This window comes from Enterobacter sp. C3_dUdeg (assembly GCF_057536195.1).
The window spans coordinates 37,309-50,479 of sequence record NZ_BAAKFX010000010.1 but is presented as its reverse complement, the minus strand read 5'-3'; the positions used below and the strand labels follow the sequence as shown (position 1 = coordinate 50,479).

The 13,171-nt window shown below is 56.2% G+C and carries 13 protein-coding genes; 8 read left to right on the top strand and 5 right to left on the bottom strand.

Annotated features, from left to right (window positions below; all coding sequences use genetic code 11):
- Window positions 1-56 precede the first annotated feature (56 nt).
- The gene (gene ssb1, locus AC27FC_RS18550; RefSeq protein WP_029740211.1) at window positions 57-587 is read left to right on the top strand and encodes a single-stranded DNA-binding protein SSB1; all 531 of its coding nucleotides are present in this window, start codon (window positions 57-59) and stop codon (window positions 585-587) included.
- 62 nt (window positions 588-649) lie between these two features.
- Here ssb1 and AC27FC_RS18545 read toward each other — a convergent pair whose 3' ends face one another.
- Complete coding sequence (locus AC27FC_RS18545) at window positions 650-931, bottom strand: YjcB family protein (RefSeq protein WP_008503385.1); 282 nt, start codon at window positions 929-931, stop codon at window positions 650-652.
- A 645-nt stretch (window positions 932-1,576) separates the two neighbouring features.
- Here AC27FC_RS18545 and AC27FC_RS18540 point away from each other — a divergent pair.
- Window positions 1,577-3,142, top strand: a complete 1,566-nt coding sequence (locus tag AC27FC_RS18540) for an EAL domain-containing protein (protein ID WP_029740210.1) — start codon at window positions 1,577-1,579, stop codon at window positions 3,140-3,142.
- Window positions 3,143-3,148: 6 nt separating this feature from the next.
- Here AC27FC_RS18540 and soxS read toward each other — a convergent pair whose 3' ends face one another.
- The gene (gene soxS, locus AC27FC_RS18535) at window positions 3,149-3,475 is read right to left on the bottom strand and encodes a superoxide response transcriptional regulator SoxS (RefSeq protein WP_013095071.1); all 327 of its coding nucleotides are present in this window, start codon (window positions 3,473-3,475) and stop codon (window positions 3,149-3,151) included.
- A 98-nt stretch (window positions 3,476-3,573) separates the two neighbouring features.
- Between soxS and soxR the strand changes: the two genes are divergently transcribed.
- From soxR to AC27FC_RS18515, 4 genes are all read left to right on the top strand, one after another.
- Window positions 3,574-4,032 carry a redox-sensitive transcriptional activator SoxR gene (gene soxR, locus AC27FC_RS18530; protein WP_023331806.1) on the top strand — a complete coding sequence of 153 codons (459 nt, stop codon included), beginning with the start codon at window positions 3,574-3,576 and terminating at the stop codon, window positions 4,030-4,032.
- Between the two features lie 368 nt (window positions 4,033-4,400).
- Entirely contained in the window at window positions 4,401-5,072 is a 672-nt protein-coding gene (locus tag AC27FC_RS18525) for a glutathione S-transferase family protein (protein WP_069303531.1), read from the top strand.
- 294 nt (window positions 5,073-5,366) lie between these two features.
- On the top strand, window positions 5,367-6,716 hold the full coding sequence (ghxP, locus tag AC27FC_RS18520) for a guanine/hypoxanthine transporter GhxP (RefSeq protein WP_023310059.1): 1,350 nt from the start codon (window positions 5,367-5,369) through the stop codon (window positions 6,714-6,716).
- A gap of 150 nt (window positions 6,717-6,866) precedes the next feature.
- Window positions 6,867-8,513 carry a Na+/H+ antiporter gene (locus AC27FC_RS18515; protein ID WP_033144417.1) on the top strand — a complete coding sequence of 549 codons (1,647 nt, stop codon included), beginning with the start codon at window positions 6,867-6,869 and terminating at the stop codon, window positions 8,511-8,513.
- Window positions 8,514-9,015: 502 nt separating this feature from the next.
- Here the strand turns inward: AC27FC_RS18515 and AC27FC_RS18510 are convergent.
- Window positions 9,016-9,903, bottom strand: a complete 888-nt coding sequence (locus AC27FC_RS18510) for a LysR family transcriptional regulator (protein WP_023310061.1) — start codon at window positions 9,901-9,903, stop codon at window positions 9,016-9,018.
- Window positions 9,904-10,005: 102 nt separating this feature from the next.
- On the opposite strand from AC27FC_RS18510, the gene AC27FC_RS18505 reads away from it, so the two are divergent.
- Window positions 10,006-10,416, top strand: a complete 411-nt coding sequence (locus tag AC27FC_RS18505; protein ID WP_021242769.1) for a CidA/LrgA family protein — start codon at window positions 10,006-10,008, stop codon at window positions 10,414-10,416.
- On the top strand, window positions 10,409-11,098 hold the full coding sequence (locus tag AC27FC_RS18500; RefSeq protein WP_023310063.1) for an LrgB family protein: 690 nt from the start codon (window positions 10,409-10,411) through the stop codon (window positions 11,096-11,098). The genes AC27FC_RS18505 and AC27FC_RS18500 overlap by 8 nt, the downstream gene beginning before the upstream one ends.
- 32 nt (window positions 11,099-11,130) lie before the next feature.
- Here the strand turns inward: AC27FC_RS18500 and actP are convergent, their stop codons facing one another.
- A complete protein-coding gene (gene actP / locus AC27FC_RS18495; RefSeq protein ID WP_033144419.1) occupies window positions 11,131-12,780 on the bottom strand; it encodes a cation/acetate symporter ActP in 1,650 nt (549 codons plus the stop codon).
- On the bottom strand, window positions 12,777-13,091 hold the full coding sequence (locus AC27FC_RS18490) for a DUF485 domain-containing protein (RefSeq protein ID WP_023310065.1): 315 nt from the start codon (window positions 13,089-13,091) through the stop codon (window positions 12,777-12,779). The genes actP and AC27FC_RS18490 overlap by 4 nt, the downstream gene beginning before the upstream one ends.
- Window positions 13,092-13,171 lie beyond the last annotated feature (80 nt).

Below are 13,171 nucleotides of genomic sequence, written 5' to 3'. Positions count from 1 at the left end.
GAAATGGTACACTCGCGCGTTTACACTATTAAGAAACGTATTCAGGAGACACGAACATGGCCAGCAGAGGCGTAAACAAGGTGATTCTCGTCGGTAATCTGGGCCAGGACCCGGAAGTACGCTACATGCCGAGTGGTGGCGCAGTTGCCAACATTACGCTGGCTACTTCCGAATCCTGGCGTGATAAAGCGACCGGTGAGATGAAAGAGCAGACCGAATGGCACCGTGTAGTGCTGTTTGGCAAACTGGCCGAAGTGGCCGGTGAGTATCTGCGTAAAGGTTCTCAGGTCTATATCGAAGGCCAGCTGCGTACCCGCAAATGGACCGATCAGGCCGGCGCTGAGAAGTACACCACAGAAGTCGTGGTCAACGTGGGCGGCACCATGCAGATGCTGGGTGGCCGTCAGGGCGGTGGTGCACCGGCAGGTGGCGGTCAGAGCCAGCAGCAGGGCGGTTGGGGTCAGCCTCAGCAGCCGCAGGGCGGCAACCAGTTCAGCGGCGGCGCACAGTCTCGTCCGCAGCAGCAGTCTGCTCCGGCGCCGTCTAACGAACCGCCAATGGATTTCGACGACGACATTCCGTTCTGATTTCCGCGTGCTGAAAACAAAAAACCCAGACTAGCGTCTGGGTTTTTTTATTCCGGAAGGGATCAGGTAATCACCATCGGCCAGTCTGGCGGCGTATGGCTCATCGCCTCAACCATCACCACTTTAATGTTTTCCCAGACGGCAGCGATATCCAGCAGGGTGATGCCAAGCAGGCCCGTTGCAAACCAGCAGGCCGCACCCAGCCCCAGCAGGGTGCTGATGACAGCAAGGCCCGCATAGTCAGATTTACGAAACTGAATGTTCAGCGTGCTGGCTAGAAACATCAGTACCGCACTCAACAAAGGCCAGCGCAGGAGAACCATGCTGGTAGTAATGGTTGCCATAAAACCCATCCTCTATAAAACAGACGAACTGAATGAAACGGTGTTTCTCGTTACAAAATATGTGTGAACTATATCACATTTGTTGATTTATTCGCCAGTATCTGTGCGATCAAAAAAGAGGATTTTATTCCTCAGAAAAGGCGATTGTGCGGGCTGGTCCTGCCTTCGGCGCATGAGGAGGCGGACCCACAGCGTGCCGAAAACGCGCTTCGGGCAAGTGGGGATAGCGCAAATTCGTTTTTTATAAGAGGGGCATTATTCTCCGCCAATACTCAAAATATTGTGGTGTAGGCTGACTATTTATAAATCAACGGACACAATGCCTCAGAGCAAATAGCATAAAACGTCATGATGAAATTGTACTTTTTTCATGCTGTCAGACGTTTGGCTTAATCAACGATTGTCTGTTGTGTTATCTTCCCGTCTGCCTGACGGGCTGGATAATTATTTTCCTTAATTGAAACGGAACGAATACTTACAGTTTAACTTACGGGAAAATATTATCGGCATAACGAAATTTAAGATTTTTAATACTAAAAGTCAGTTGCTAACTTCGCATGATTCATGCAACGTAATCACCTGTTTAACAAAGCATCCGGCCTTAAGTACTACAGGCGTACAACATGCAGGGATATAGGGCGGGAAATGAATCGTAGCGCGCGGCGCAAAATGCTCAGGGTGGTAGGGATCATCATGGTAGTTATGCTGCCGGTGATGCTTGCGCTATGGTTTGCCCAACTGCGTGCCGTGTCTGAAACAAGCGCCCAGCTACGCACATTTGCTGAACTGGCTTTAGACAAAACAGAGCTGGTTATTCAACAGGTTGAGCTTGCCAGGGACGAGGCGGTAAAATATCAGGGCGAGCTTTGCACGCCGGGACACCGTCAATATATGCTGAACGTTGTTCGTGGCCGCCTGTTTGTCGCCGATTTAATTTACGCTGAAGGTCAGAATTTTCTTTGTTCGACCGTTTTTACACCGGATCACCCCTACGCCATTCCTGTCGCTAATTACACGCGCAAACCTGACGTCGCTATCTATTATTATCGCGATACCCCATTTTATACTGGCTATAAAATGACATATATGCAGCGCGGAAATTATGTGGTGGTCGTCAATCCGCTTTCATACAGCGAAGTCATGTCCGCGGATCATTCTCTCTCCTGGGGTGTGTACGACACGGTAACCAATGCTTTCTTTTCCGTCAGCCAGAAAGCCAATGTTTCTTTATTAAATTCGATGATTCGGGATAAGGAATCGGTATTTCAAAAAGATAACCGCTTTTATACGATCGTAACATCTCCCAAAAGACCGATTGCGGCCATTGTCTCGACATCAAATAAACGCTTTTATGAAACGCTTTATCACCAGGCGACGTTGACGCTACCGCTGGGCATGATCTGCAGCATTATTATTTTGCTGGTATGGTCGCGTACCCATCGTGAGCTTAATTCGCCGGGGCGCTTACTGCACCGCGCGCTGAACAAACGACAGCTTTGCGTCCACTATCAGCCGATTATTGATATTAAGAATAACCAGTGTGTGGGTGCGGAGGCGCTGTTGCGCTGGCCTGGCTTTAATGGGCAGGTGATGAGCCCGGCTGAGTTTATCCCGCTGGCGGAAAATGAGGGGATGAGCGAGCGGATTACGGACTATGTCGTTGAGGAGGTGTTCAACGATCTGGGCCATTTCCTGGCCGAGCATCCGCATCTCTATATTTCGATTAACCTGTCGGCCACGGATTTCCACTCCTCGCGGCTGATCGCCATGATTTCCGACAAGGCCCGCCACTACGCCGTCCGTGCGCAGCAAATCAAAATAGAAGTGACGGAACGCGGTTTTATCGATGTGCCAAAAACCACCCCGGTGATTCAGGCTTTCCGTCAGGCGGGTTATGAAGTCGCGATCGATGATTTTGGTACCGGCTACTCGAACCTGCACAACCTCTACTCGCTGAACGTGGATATTCTGAAAATCGATAAATCGTTTATCGATACCTTAACGACCAACAGTACCAGTCACCTGATCGCCGAGCATATTATCGAGATGGCGCAAAGCCTGCGGCTGAAAACCATTGCGGAAGGGGTAGAGACGGCAGAGCAGGTAAGCTGGCTGTTGAAGCGCGGCGTCCAGTTTTGTCAGGGATGGCACTTCGCGAAAGCGATGCCGCCCCAGGAATTTATGACCTGGCAGCAGCAGCCTTTGCACTGAGGGCGATTAATTCAACTGGTGGCGATAGTCGCTCGGCGTGCGGTCAAACTCGCGGCGAAACACGCGGGAAAAGGTTTGTTGCGACACATAGCCAAGGTCCATCGCGATATCAAAAATGGGCCGCTGCGTTGAGCGTAGCGCCTGCGCCGCCAGCAGCAGTCTGCGCTGGCGAATGTACTCACCCAGCGTCTGATGCATGACCGTGCGGAACATTCTCTGTAAATACCATTTCGAATAGCCCGACTTTTTAGCGACCACATCAATGTTCAACGGTTGGTCGATATGTTCATCAATCCATTCAATAAGCGTCTGAATAATCTGCTGATGCGACATAAGGTTGCCCCTCTGTAGATACAACTATCTCGGTTAATTCGTCGTTTTCTCTGCGGGCGAGTATAATTCCTCAAGTTAACTTGAGGTAAAGAGGTTTTATGGAAAAGAGATTGCCGCGAATTAAAGCGCTGTTAACTCCCGGTGAAGTGGCGAAGCGAAGCGGCGTTGCGGTATCCGCGCTCCACTTCTATGAAAGCAAAGGGTTAATTAAAAGCATCCGCAACGGGGGCAACCAGCGTCGCTATACTCGCGACGTGCTCCGCTACGTGGCGATTATCAAAATTGCGCAACGAATCGGAATTCCCCTGGCCACGATCGGCGAGGCGTTTGGCGTGCTGCCGGAAGGGCATACGCTTAGCCCGAAAGAGTGGAAAGAGCTGTCGTCCCAGTGGCGTGAAGAGCTGGACAGGCGTATTCATACGCTGGTCGCGCTGCGTGACGAGCTGGATGGCTGCATCGGCTGCGGCTGCCTGTCGCGTAGCGATTGTCCGTTGCGTAACCCCGGCGACAGGCTGGGCGAGCAGGGGACGGGGGCGCGGCTGCTGGAAGAGGATTGAGATTGTGCGGCCGGTTTGCCGGGTGGCGGCTGCGCCTTACCCGGCCTACAAAACCGGGAACGTAGGCCGGGTAAGCGAAGCGCCACCCGGCAAAAGCATTATAAAGAACTAAAGCGCCACATAAGGGCGCTTTAGTTTTTCCCGGTCTTTGTCTTTCACTCTATCCCGCTGGTTCACGGGAGGGTTTCCCCCGACATCAGCACCCCTCAGTGTCGAGCTGGTTGGGGAGGTTCCGGATTGTGCTGACACTTTAATTCTATGCAAGACCCGTTTTTTCGCCAGCCTCACCGACCGTTTTTTAGACGAATTTTTTTCGCGGTGTTGTTCAATTTTCTATAGTTAAAAAGTATGAATAACAGGAGAAAACCATGCTCACGGTACACCACCTTAACCAGTCGCGCTCGCACCGCGCGATCTGGGCGCTGGAAGAACTCGGCCTGCCTTATGAGATCGTCCACTACCAGCGCGAAAAGAATATGCTGGCGCCGGAGGCTCTCAAAAAGGTGCATCCGTTGGGCAAATCGCCGGTTATCGAAGATAACGGACTGATCCTTGCAGAGTCGGGCGCCATCCTGGAGTACCTGCAGGAAACGTACGATCCCGAGTCACGCCTTAAACCTTTAGATCCGGCGCATAAGGTGCAATACCGCTTCTGGCTGCATTACGCCGAAGGATCGCTGATGCCGCTGCTGTTAATGAAGCTTGTCTTCAACAGCCTCGGCAAGCCGCCGGTGCCGTTTGGTATCAGAACCCTGGGCAAAGCGCTGGGGCAGGGGGTGCAGAAAGCGTATCTCAACCGTCAGCTGGAAACCCATGCGCGCTTTATTGAGTCACATCTTGCCGAAAACAGCTGGTTTGCCGGGGATTCGCTCAGCATGGCCGATATCCAGATGAGCTTCCCGATCTTTGCCCTGCTGGCGCGAGGCGGTATCGCTAATCTGCCGCATATTCTGGCGTGGAAGACAAAAGTTGAGAACACCCCAGGCTGGCAAAGAACCCTGGAACAGGGGGGCCCATTATCTATCCCGGGCGAGGACTGAAATGTAAACAAATTGCGCATAGACGATAACGTTTGCGCATCCTCTGTTTATTTCTTCAGCGTCATAAGTGAATTTTAGCGAAAAACGAGAAAGTTCAGTTGAAAAGGGCGGGGATTACGCTAGATAATCGTTTGCCTTAATTTGACCACCCGTTTGTAAGCGCGGAGCTAAACGTTTGCTTTTTTTGTGACGCCCTTTCGTCACAAACGCAACACAAGGATTTGACGTTCAGCTGGCAGTGGCGTCTCCACCTCGCTTACGGACTTCCTAAAAAACTCTCAGGGGATGTTTTCTATGTCTACGCCATCTGCGCGTACTGGCGGTTCACTTGACGCCATGTTTAAAATTTCGGCCCGCGGCAGCACCGTGCGCCAGGAAATTGTTGCCGGTTTGACAACGTTTCTGGCGATGGTTTATTCCGTCATCGTTGTGCCGGGCATGCTGGGCAAAGCAGGCTTCCCGCCAGCGGCTGTCTTTGTGGCGACCTGTCTTGTGGCCGGCGTGGGCTCCATCGTGATGGGTCTGTGGGCGAACCTGCCGCTGGCGATTGGTTGCGCCATCTCTCTGACCGCGTTTACCGCGTTCAGCCTGGTGCTGGGTCAGCACATCAGCGTACCGGTTGCGCTGGGTGCCGTGTTCCTGATGGGTGTGCTGTTTACCGTGATTTCAGCGACCGGCATCCGTAGCTGGATTTTGCGCAACCTGCCGCAGGGCGTGGCGCACGGTACCGGCATCGGTATCGGCCTGTTCCTGTTGCTGATCGCCGCCAACGGCGTCGGTCTGGTCATCAAGAACCCGCTGGACGGTCTGCCGGTAGCTCTGGGCCACTTCGCCAGCTTCCCGGTGATCATGTCGCTGATCGGTCTGGCGGTGATTATCGGTCTGGAAAAACTGAAGGTGCCTGGCGGCATTCTGCTGACCATTATCGGCGTTTCTATTGTCGGCCTGATTTTCGATCCAACCGTACACTTCTCCGGTATCTTCGCCATGCCGTCGCTGAGCGATGACAAAGGCAACTCCCTGATTGGCAGCCTGGATATCGTTGGCGCGCTGAACCCGGTGATCCTGCCAAGCGTGCTGGCGCTGGTCATGACCGCCGTGTTTGACGCGACCGGTACCATTCGTGCGGTGGCCGGTCAGGCGAACCTGCTGGATAAAGACGGTCAGATTATTGACGGCGGCAAAGCGCTGACTACCGACTCCCTGAGCAGCGTCTTCTCCGGCCTGGTGGGCGCGGCGCCTGCGGCGGTGTACATCGAATCCGCAGCGGGTACGGCGGCAGGTGGTAAAACCGGCCTGACGGCGATCACCGTCGGCGTGCTGTTCATGCTGATCCTGTTCCTCTCTCCGCTCTCCTATCTGGTTCCGGCGTATGCGACCGCGCCAGCGCTGATGTACGTTGGCCTGCTGATGCTGAGCAACGTAGCGAAAATCGATTTTGCGGACTTCGTGGACGCGATGTCTGGCCTGATTACCGCGGTCTTCATCGTCCTGACCTGTAACATCGTGACCGGCATTATGATCGGCTTCGCGTCGCTGGTGATTGGTCGTCTGGTCTCCGGTGAATGGCGCAAGCTGAACGTCGGCACCGTGATTATCGCCGTTGCGCTGGTAGCGTTCTACGCGGGCGGCTGGGCAATCTAAGTTGTCCATTGATGCGAAAACGGGTGGCTCAGGCCGCCCATTTTTATTTTCAGGACTCATCCTGTTGCCTTTTGCGTTACTCTGGAGAAGATAGAATAAAAGGCACGACGCCTTCCGGAGTACATAAGCAACACAGCAAACAGGGAACGCATGGAAATCTTCTTCACAATACTCATCATGACCCTTGTGGTCTCGCTATCCGGGGTGGTTACACGCGTACTGCCCTTTCAGGTCCCCCTGCCATTAATGCAAATTGCCATCGGCGCGCTGCTGGCGTGGCCGACGTTTGGCCTGCACGTGGAATTTGACCCCGAACTGTTCCTCGTGCTGTTTATCCCGCCGCTGCTGTTTGCCGATGGCTGGAAAACGCCCACGCGAGAATTCCTTGAGCACGGGCGCGAGATCTTCGGCCTGGCGCTGGCGCTGGTGGTGGTCACCGTCGTCGGGATTGGTTTTCTGATCTACTGGGCGGTACCGGGTATTCCATTAATACCGGCTTTTGCGCTGGCCGCCGTGCTGTCGCCAACCGATGCCGTGGCGCTGTCCGGCATTGTGGGTGAAGGCCGTATTCCGAAGAAAATCATGGGGATTTTACAGGGTGAGGCGCTGATGAACGACGCCTCCGGCCTGGTCGCCCTGAAGTTTGCCGTGGCCGTTGCGATGGGCACGATGGTCTTTACCATCGGCGGCGCAACCCTGGAATTCTTCAAGGTGGCGATTGGCGGTATTCTGGCGGGCTTCGTGGTGAGCTGGCTGTACGGCCGCTCATTGCGCTTCCTCAGCCGCTGGGGCGGCGATGAGCCCGCAACGCAGATCGTACTGCTGTTCCTGCTGCCGTTTGCCTCTTATCTGATTGCCGAACATATCGGCGTGTCGGGCATTCTGGCTGCGGTTGCGGCGGGGATGACCATCACCCGTTCCGGCGTAATGCGTCGCGCGCCGCTGGCCATGCGTCTGCGTGCCAACAGCACCTGGGCCATGCTGGAATTTGTCTTTAACGGCATGGTGTTCCTGCTGTTGGGCCTGCAGCTGCCGGGCATTATGGAATCCTCGCTGGTGGCGGCGGAGGCCGATCCGAACGTTGAGGTCTGGATGCTGTTTACCGACATCGTGCTGATCTACATGGCGCTGATGCTGGTGCGTTTCGGCTGGCTGTGGACGATGAAAAACTTCAGCGTACGTTTCCTGAAGAAAAAGCCGATGGAGTTCGGCTCGTGGACAACGCGTGAGCTGCTGATCGCCTCTTTTGCGGGCGTACGCGGGGCGATCACCCTTGCCGGTGTGCTCTCCATTCCGCTGCTGCTGCCCACGGGCGACGTCTTCCCGGCGCGCTACGAGCTGGTCTTCCTGGCGGCGGGCGTGATTCTGTTCTCCCTGTTTGTCGGCGTGATTATGCTGCCGATTTTACTCCAGCATATTGATGCCGGTGATTCGACTCAGCAGCATAAAGAGGAGCGTATTGCCCGGGCGGCCACCGCCGAAGTGGCAATTGTCGCGATTCAGAAGATGGAAGAGCGTCTGGCCGCGGATGCGGAAGAGAACATCGACAATCAGCTGCTGACGGAAGTCAGTTCCCGCGTGATTGGTAACCTTCGCCGCCGCGCGGACGGGCGTAACGATGTGGAAAGCTCGCTGCAGGAGGAAAACCTGGAGCGCCGGTTCCGCCTGGCGGCGCTGCGCTCAGAGCGCGCCGAGCTGTACCATCTGCGCGCCACGCGCCAGATCAGCAACGAAACGCTGCAAAAGCTGCTGCACGATCTGGACCTGCTGGAAGCGCTGTTGATAGAGAATCAGTAGCGCTGTTTTTGCCTGGTGTCGCTGCGCTTACCGGGCCTGCGTGCTCGATCGGTTCCCTCTCCTTGTGGGCTGAGGGTTTCCCACAAAATAATGCCTCCACAGCCGTATGTTCCCCCTCTCCCTTGAGGGAGAGGGGGAACATACGGCTGTGGAGGTCATTCCGTTCACTTTATGTTCCTTGCTACTCTGTAACGACATGACCGGTGAACGTGCCAGGGTGGCTCAATCGCCACCACCCTGGCGACCCGGGCTCCCGGCGGTAAATCGCCGCTTCGCGGTGCCCTCAGCTTATTCCTTCAGGCTATCGGGTCGGGCATGAGCCTGCATCCCTGCAGGCCACGCCCTCTCGGCGCATCCCTGCGCCTCGCCCCGGCCTTACGGAAACGCTTCGGCGATTTACAGCCGGACCAGGGTGTCGCTGTAAGTCATTAATTTTGCAGAAGAAGTGTTCATCGCTTCAGGTGAAAAATTACTGGGGATTCCTCAGCCCTGTGGGAGAGGGTTAGGGTGAGGGCACCCAAAAACCCTCACAACACTGCAGCCACGCCTGCGCGCTCTGCGATAAATACACCCCTTCGCGCCAGATCATCCCCAGCTGCCAGTGCAGGTCGCTCTCCAGCGGGATCCAGCGCAGCGTGTTTTTATCCAGACGCTCGCAGATAGGCTGCGGCAGAATGGCAATCCCCACGCCGGCCTGCACCATCGCCGCCAGGAAATCCCACTGTCCGCTGCGCACCGCTATGCGCGGCTTGACGTTATGCTGGTTAAACAGCGTCATCAGCTGGCGGCTGAGGGCGAAGTCTTCGTTATAGATCAGCAGAGGGTGCTCGCCGAGCAGTTCAGGTCTCACCGAGTCTAACTTCAGCCAGTCGCCGGAGCGGGGAACCAGCACGCACAGCGGGTGGCTAAAGAGCGGAAGCGTCGCCAGACCGCTCTCTTCCTCAACGGGAAGGGCGGTCATTGCCACGTCGAGCTCGCCGTTGGTGACGGCCTGCTGGACGGTTAACCCACCAAACTCCGAAATCTTCAGCTCAACGCCGGGATAACGCTGGCGAAACAGGCTAATCGGCCCGGCCATCATCATCCCCACCATGGGCGGAATGCCGAGGCGAAGCACTCCTTTCTTCAGATGATTGATATCGCCCAGCTCTGCTTCCAGCTGGCGAAACTCCGCCAGAATCGCCAGCCCGCGTTCGAATACCACGCGTCCGGTGTCGGTCAGCAACAGCTTGCGCCCGTCGCGGATCAGCAGGGTACAGTTCAGTTCATCTTCGAGGTTTTTCAGCATCTTGCTGATGGTGGGCTGGGTAACAAACAACTTCTCCGCTGCGCGGGTAAAACTTTGCTGACGAACCACTTCGACAAAATAGCGCAGCGTTCTTATGTCCATGATTATTCCTCGCAACTATACCTTTGATGATTTTAATTCATTTCAGTCCATACCGTGCGCTCTCTATACTGGCGCCTCGTCTCATTTTTGAGGAAAACCCCCATGGCCGTGGCGTTAAGCCGTGTTACGCCTGCCGTTGTGCAACGACTCCAGGTCCCGGTGCAGGTACTGCTCTACGCGGGACTGTTTGTTTTCGCGGAATATCTTGTCGGCTGGCTGCATCTGCCGCTGCCCGCCAATCTTGTCGGGATGCTGCTAATGCTGACGCTTATTCTGTGCCGCGTGATCCCCCTTAACTGGGTGCGCGCCGGGGCGCGCTGGCTGCTGGCGGAGATGCTGCTGTTCTTTGTTCCGGCGGTGGTGGCGGTGGTGAACTATGCGCAGCTGCTGATGGTGGACGGCTGGCGAATCTTTGCGGTTATCGCGCTGAGTACGTTGATGGTGCTGGGGGCAACCGCCTGGGTGGTGGATAAAGTGTATCGCTTTGAAATCAGCAGGCACAAACATGACTAATTTTCAGATCAGCGTCTTGTGCCTGATTGCGACGCTGGCGATCTACTTTGCCAACAAGCGGCTGTATCGCCGCTTTCATGCCCTGCCGCTGATGCCGCTGGTCTTTACGCCGATCCTGCTGGTGCTGATGCTGGTCTTCGGCCACATCTCCTGGCAAAACTACATTGGCGAATCCCACTGGCTGCTGTGGCTGCTCGGCCCGGCGACCATCGCTTTTGCCGTCCCCGTTTACGACAATCTGGCGATTATCAAACGCCACTGGATGTCGCTCAGCGCGGGCGTGATCACCGCCACGGTGGTCGCGGTGTGCAGCTCCGTCTGGCTGGCGCGGCTGTTTACGCTGCCCGATGAAATTCAGCGCAGCCTGGCGGTGCGTTCGGTAACCACGCCGTTTGCGCTGGCGGCCGCTAAACCGCTCGGCGGGCAGCCGGACCTGGTGGCGCTGTTTGTTGTCGTGACGGGTGTGTTCGGTATGGCGGTCGGCGATATGTTGTTCCTGCGCTTGTCGATCCGGGAAGGGATGGCGAAAGGCGCGGGGTTTGGCGCGGCGTCGCACGGGGCTGGCACGGCACGTTCGTATGAGCTGGGGCAGCAGGAGGGCGTTGTCGCAAGCCTGGTAATGATGCTCTCAGGCGTAGTGATGGTGCTGATTGCGCCGCTGGTGGCGTGGGTGATGTTTTAAGCTCCCCGGCCAGAACGACCGGGGAGAAAGGCTTAGTGCGCGCGGCCCTGCTCAACGCCCAGGCCGGTTTGAGAACGGATGAACTGGGCGCGGAATTTCTCACGCTCCAGGTTACCCTCCGGCGAATTGTCGGTGGCCGAGAAGAACCAGATGCCGATAAACGCCACGGCGATCGAGAACAGCGCCGGGTATTCATACGGGAAGATAGCGCTTGCGTGACCGAGGATCTGCACCCAGATGGTCGGGCCCAGAATCATCAGGATCACCGCCGTCAGCAGCCCCAGCCAGCCGCCAATCATCGCGCCGCGCGTGGTCAGCTTCGACCAGTACATGGAGAGCAGGATGATCGGGAAGTTACAGCTTGCCGCAATCGAGAAGGCAAGCCCCACCATAAACGCGATGTTCTGCTTCTCAAACAGAATGCCTAACAGAATCGCGACCACGCCCAGCACCAGCACGGTGATTTTCGAGACCTTTAGCTCGTCGCGCTCGCTCGCGCCTTTGCGGATAACGTTGGCGTAGAGGTCATGCGACACCGCAGACGCGCCGGCGAGCGTCAGCCCTGCAACCACCGCAAGAATGGTGGCGAAGGCCACGGCGGAGATAAAGCCGAGGAACAGGTTACCGCCCACCGCGTCCGCCAGATGCACCGCCGCCATGTTGTTACCGCCAATCAGCGCGCCCGCCGCGTCTTTAAACGCCGGGTTCGCCCCCACCAGCATGATCGCGCCAAAGCCGATGATAAAGGTCAGGATATAGAAGTAACCCATGAAACCGGTGGCGTAGAAGACGCTCTTGCGCGCTTCACGCGCATCGCTCACGGTGAAGAAGCGCATCAGGATATGCGGCAGGCCCGCGGTACCGAACATCAGGCCGAGACCAAGCGAGAGCGCGGATATCGGGTCTTTCACCAGCCCGCCCGGGCTCATGATCGCTTCCCCTTTCGGGTGGACCGCCATCGCTTCGGTGAACAGGTTATTGAAGCTGAACCCGACGTGCTTCATCACCATAAAGGCCATAAAGCTGGCGCCGAACAGCAGCAGGACGGCTTTGATGATCTGCACCCAGGTGGTTGCCAGCATGCCGCCGAACAGCACGTACATCACCATCAGCACGCCAACCAGCACCACCGCGACGTGGTAGTTCAGGCCGAACAGCAGTTCGATCAATTTACCCGCGCCGACCATCTGCGCAATCAGGTACAGCGCCACCACCACCAGCGAACCGCAGGCGGAGAGGGTGCGAATCGGCCCCTGCTTCAGGCGATAGGAGGCCACGTCAGCGAAGGTATAGCGGCCCAGGTTACGCAGGCGTTCTGCAATCAGGAACAGGATGATCGGCCAGCCGACGAGGAAGCCGAGGGAATAAATCAGGCCGTCATAGCCGGAGGTGTACACCAGCGCGGAGATCCCGAGGAACGAGGCGGCGGACATAAAGTCACCCGCGATCGCCAGTCCGTTCTGAAAGCCGGTAATGTTGCCGCCAGCGGTGTAGTAATCGTTACGCGAGCGCACGCGTTTCGACGCCCAGTAGGTGATGTACAGCGTCAGCAGGACGAAAATCAGGAACATCACAATGGCCTGCCAGTTGGTTGGCTGGCGCTGGACCTCGCCGGTAATGGCATCCGCCGCGTGGGCGGCAAAGGGAAGTGTGGCGGCGAGCGCCGTCAGAACTCTCTTCATGATGCTTTTACCTCTTGCAGTACCGCTTTATTAAGTCGATCGAATTCACCGTTCGCGCGCCAGACGTAGACGCCGGTCAGCAAGAATGAAATCACAATCACGCCAATACCAATCGGAATACCGCGCGTCACGCTGGTCCCCTCGTGCAGCGGGGTGCCCAGCCAGTGCGGGGCAAAGGCGATCAGCAGAATAAAGCCGACGTAGATAACCAGCATGATGATGGAAAGGATGAAGGCAAACCGTTGCCGCTTATCGACGAGCTCCCTGTAGTGCGCACTATTCTCTATCTGCTGACAAATATCGTTATTCATCACAGAGTCTCCAAAGGTAAGGTAGGTTTGTTTTTAGTCCCCTCTCCCTTTTGGGGAGAGGGTTAGGGTGAGGGGAGGAA

Excerpts from the sequence above, each read along its gene's own strand:
- ssb1 (WP_029740211.1), top strand. The coding sequence starts at position 57 with ATGGCCAGCAGAGGCGTAAACAAGGTGATTCTCGTCGGTAATCTGGGC.
- AC27FC_RS18545 (WP_008503385.1), bottom strand. The coding sequence starts at position 931 with ATGGCAACCATTACTACCAGCATGGTTCTCCTGCGCTGGCCTTTGTTG.
- AC27FC_RS18540 (WP_029740210.1), top strand. The coding sequence starts at position 1,577 with ATGAATCGTAGCGCGCGGCGCAAAATGCTCAGGGTGGTAGGGATCATC.
- soxS (WP_013095071.1), bottom strand. The coding sequence starts at position 3,475 with ATGTCGCATCAGCAGATTATTCAGACGCTTATTGAATGGATTGATGAA.
- soxR (WP_023331806.1), top strand. The coding sequence starts at position 3,574 with ATGGAAAAGAGATTGCCGCGAATTAAAGCGCTGTTAACTCCCGGTGAA.
- AC27FC_RS18525 (WP_069303531.1), top strand. The coding sequence starts at position 4,401 with ATGCTCACGGTACACCACCTTAACCAGTCGCGCTCGCACCGCGCGATC.
- ghxP (WP_023310059.1), top strand. The coding sequence starts at position 5,367 with ATGTCTACGCCATCTGCGCGTACTGGCGGTTCACTTGACGCCATGTTT.
- AC27FC_RS18515 (WP_033144417.1), top strand. The coding sequence starts at position 6,867 with ATGGAAATCTTCTTCACAATACTCATCATGACCCTTGTGGTCTCGCTA.
- AC27FC_RS18510 (WP_023310061.1), bottom strand. The coding sequence starts at position 9,903 with ATGGACATAAGAACGCTGCGCTATTTTGTCGAAGTGGTTCGTCAGCAA.
- AC27FC_RS18505 (WP_021242769.1), top strand. The coding sequence starts at position 10,006 with ATGGCCGTGGCGTTAAGCCGTGTTACGCCTGCCGTTGTGCAACGACTC.
- AC27FC_RS18500 (WP_023310063.1), top strand. The coding sequence starts at position 10,409 with ATGACTAATTTTCAGATCAGCGTCTTGTGCCTGATTGCGACGCTGGCG.
- actP (WP_033144419.1), bottom strand. The coding sequence starts at position 12,780 with ATGAAGAGAGTTCTGACGGCGCTCGCCGCCACACTTCCCTTTGCCGCC.
- AC27FC_RS18490 (WP_023310065.1), bottom strand. The coding sequence starts at position 13,091 with ATGAATAACGATATTTGTCAGCAGATAGAGAATAGTGCGCACTACAGG.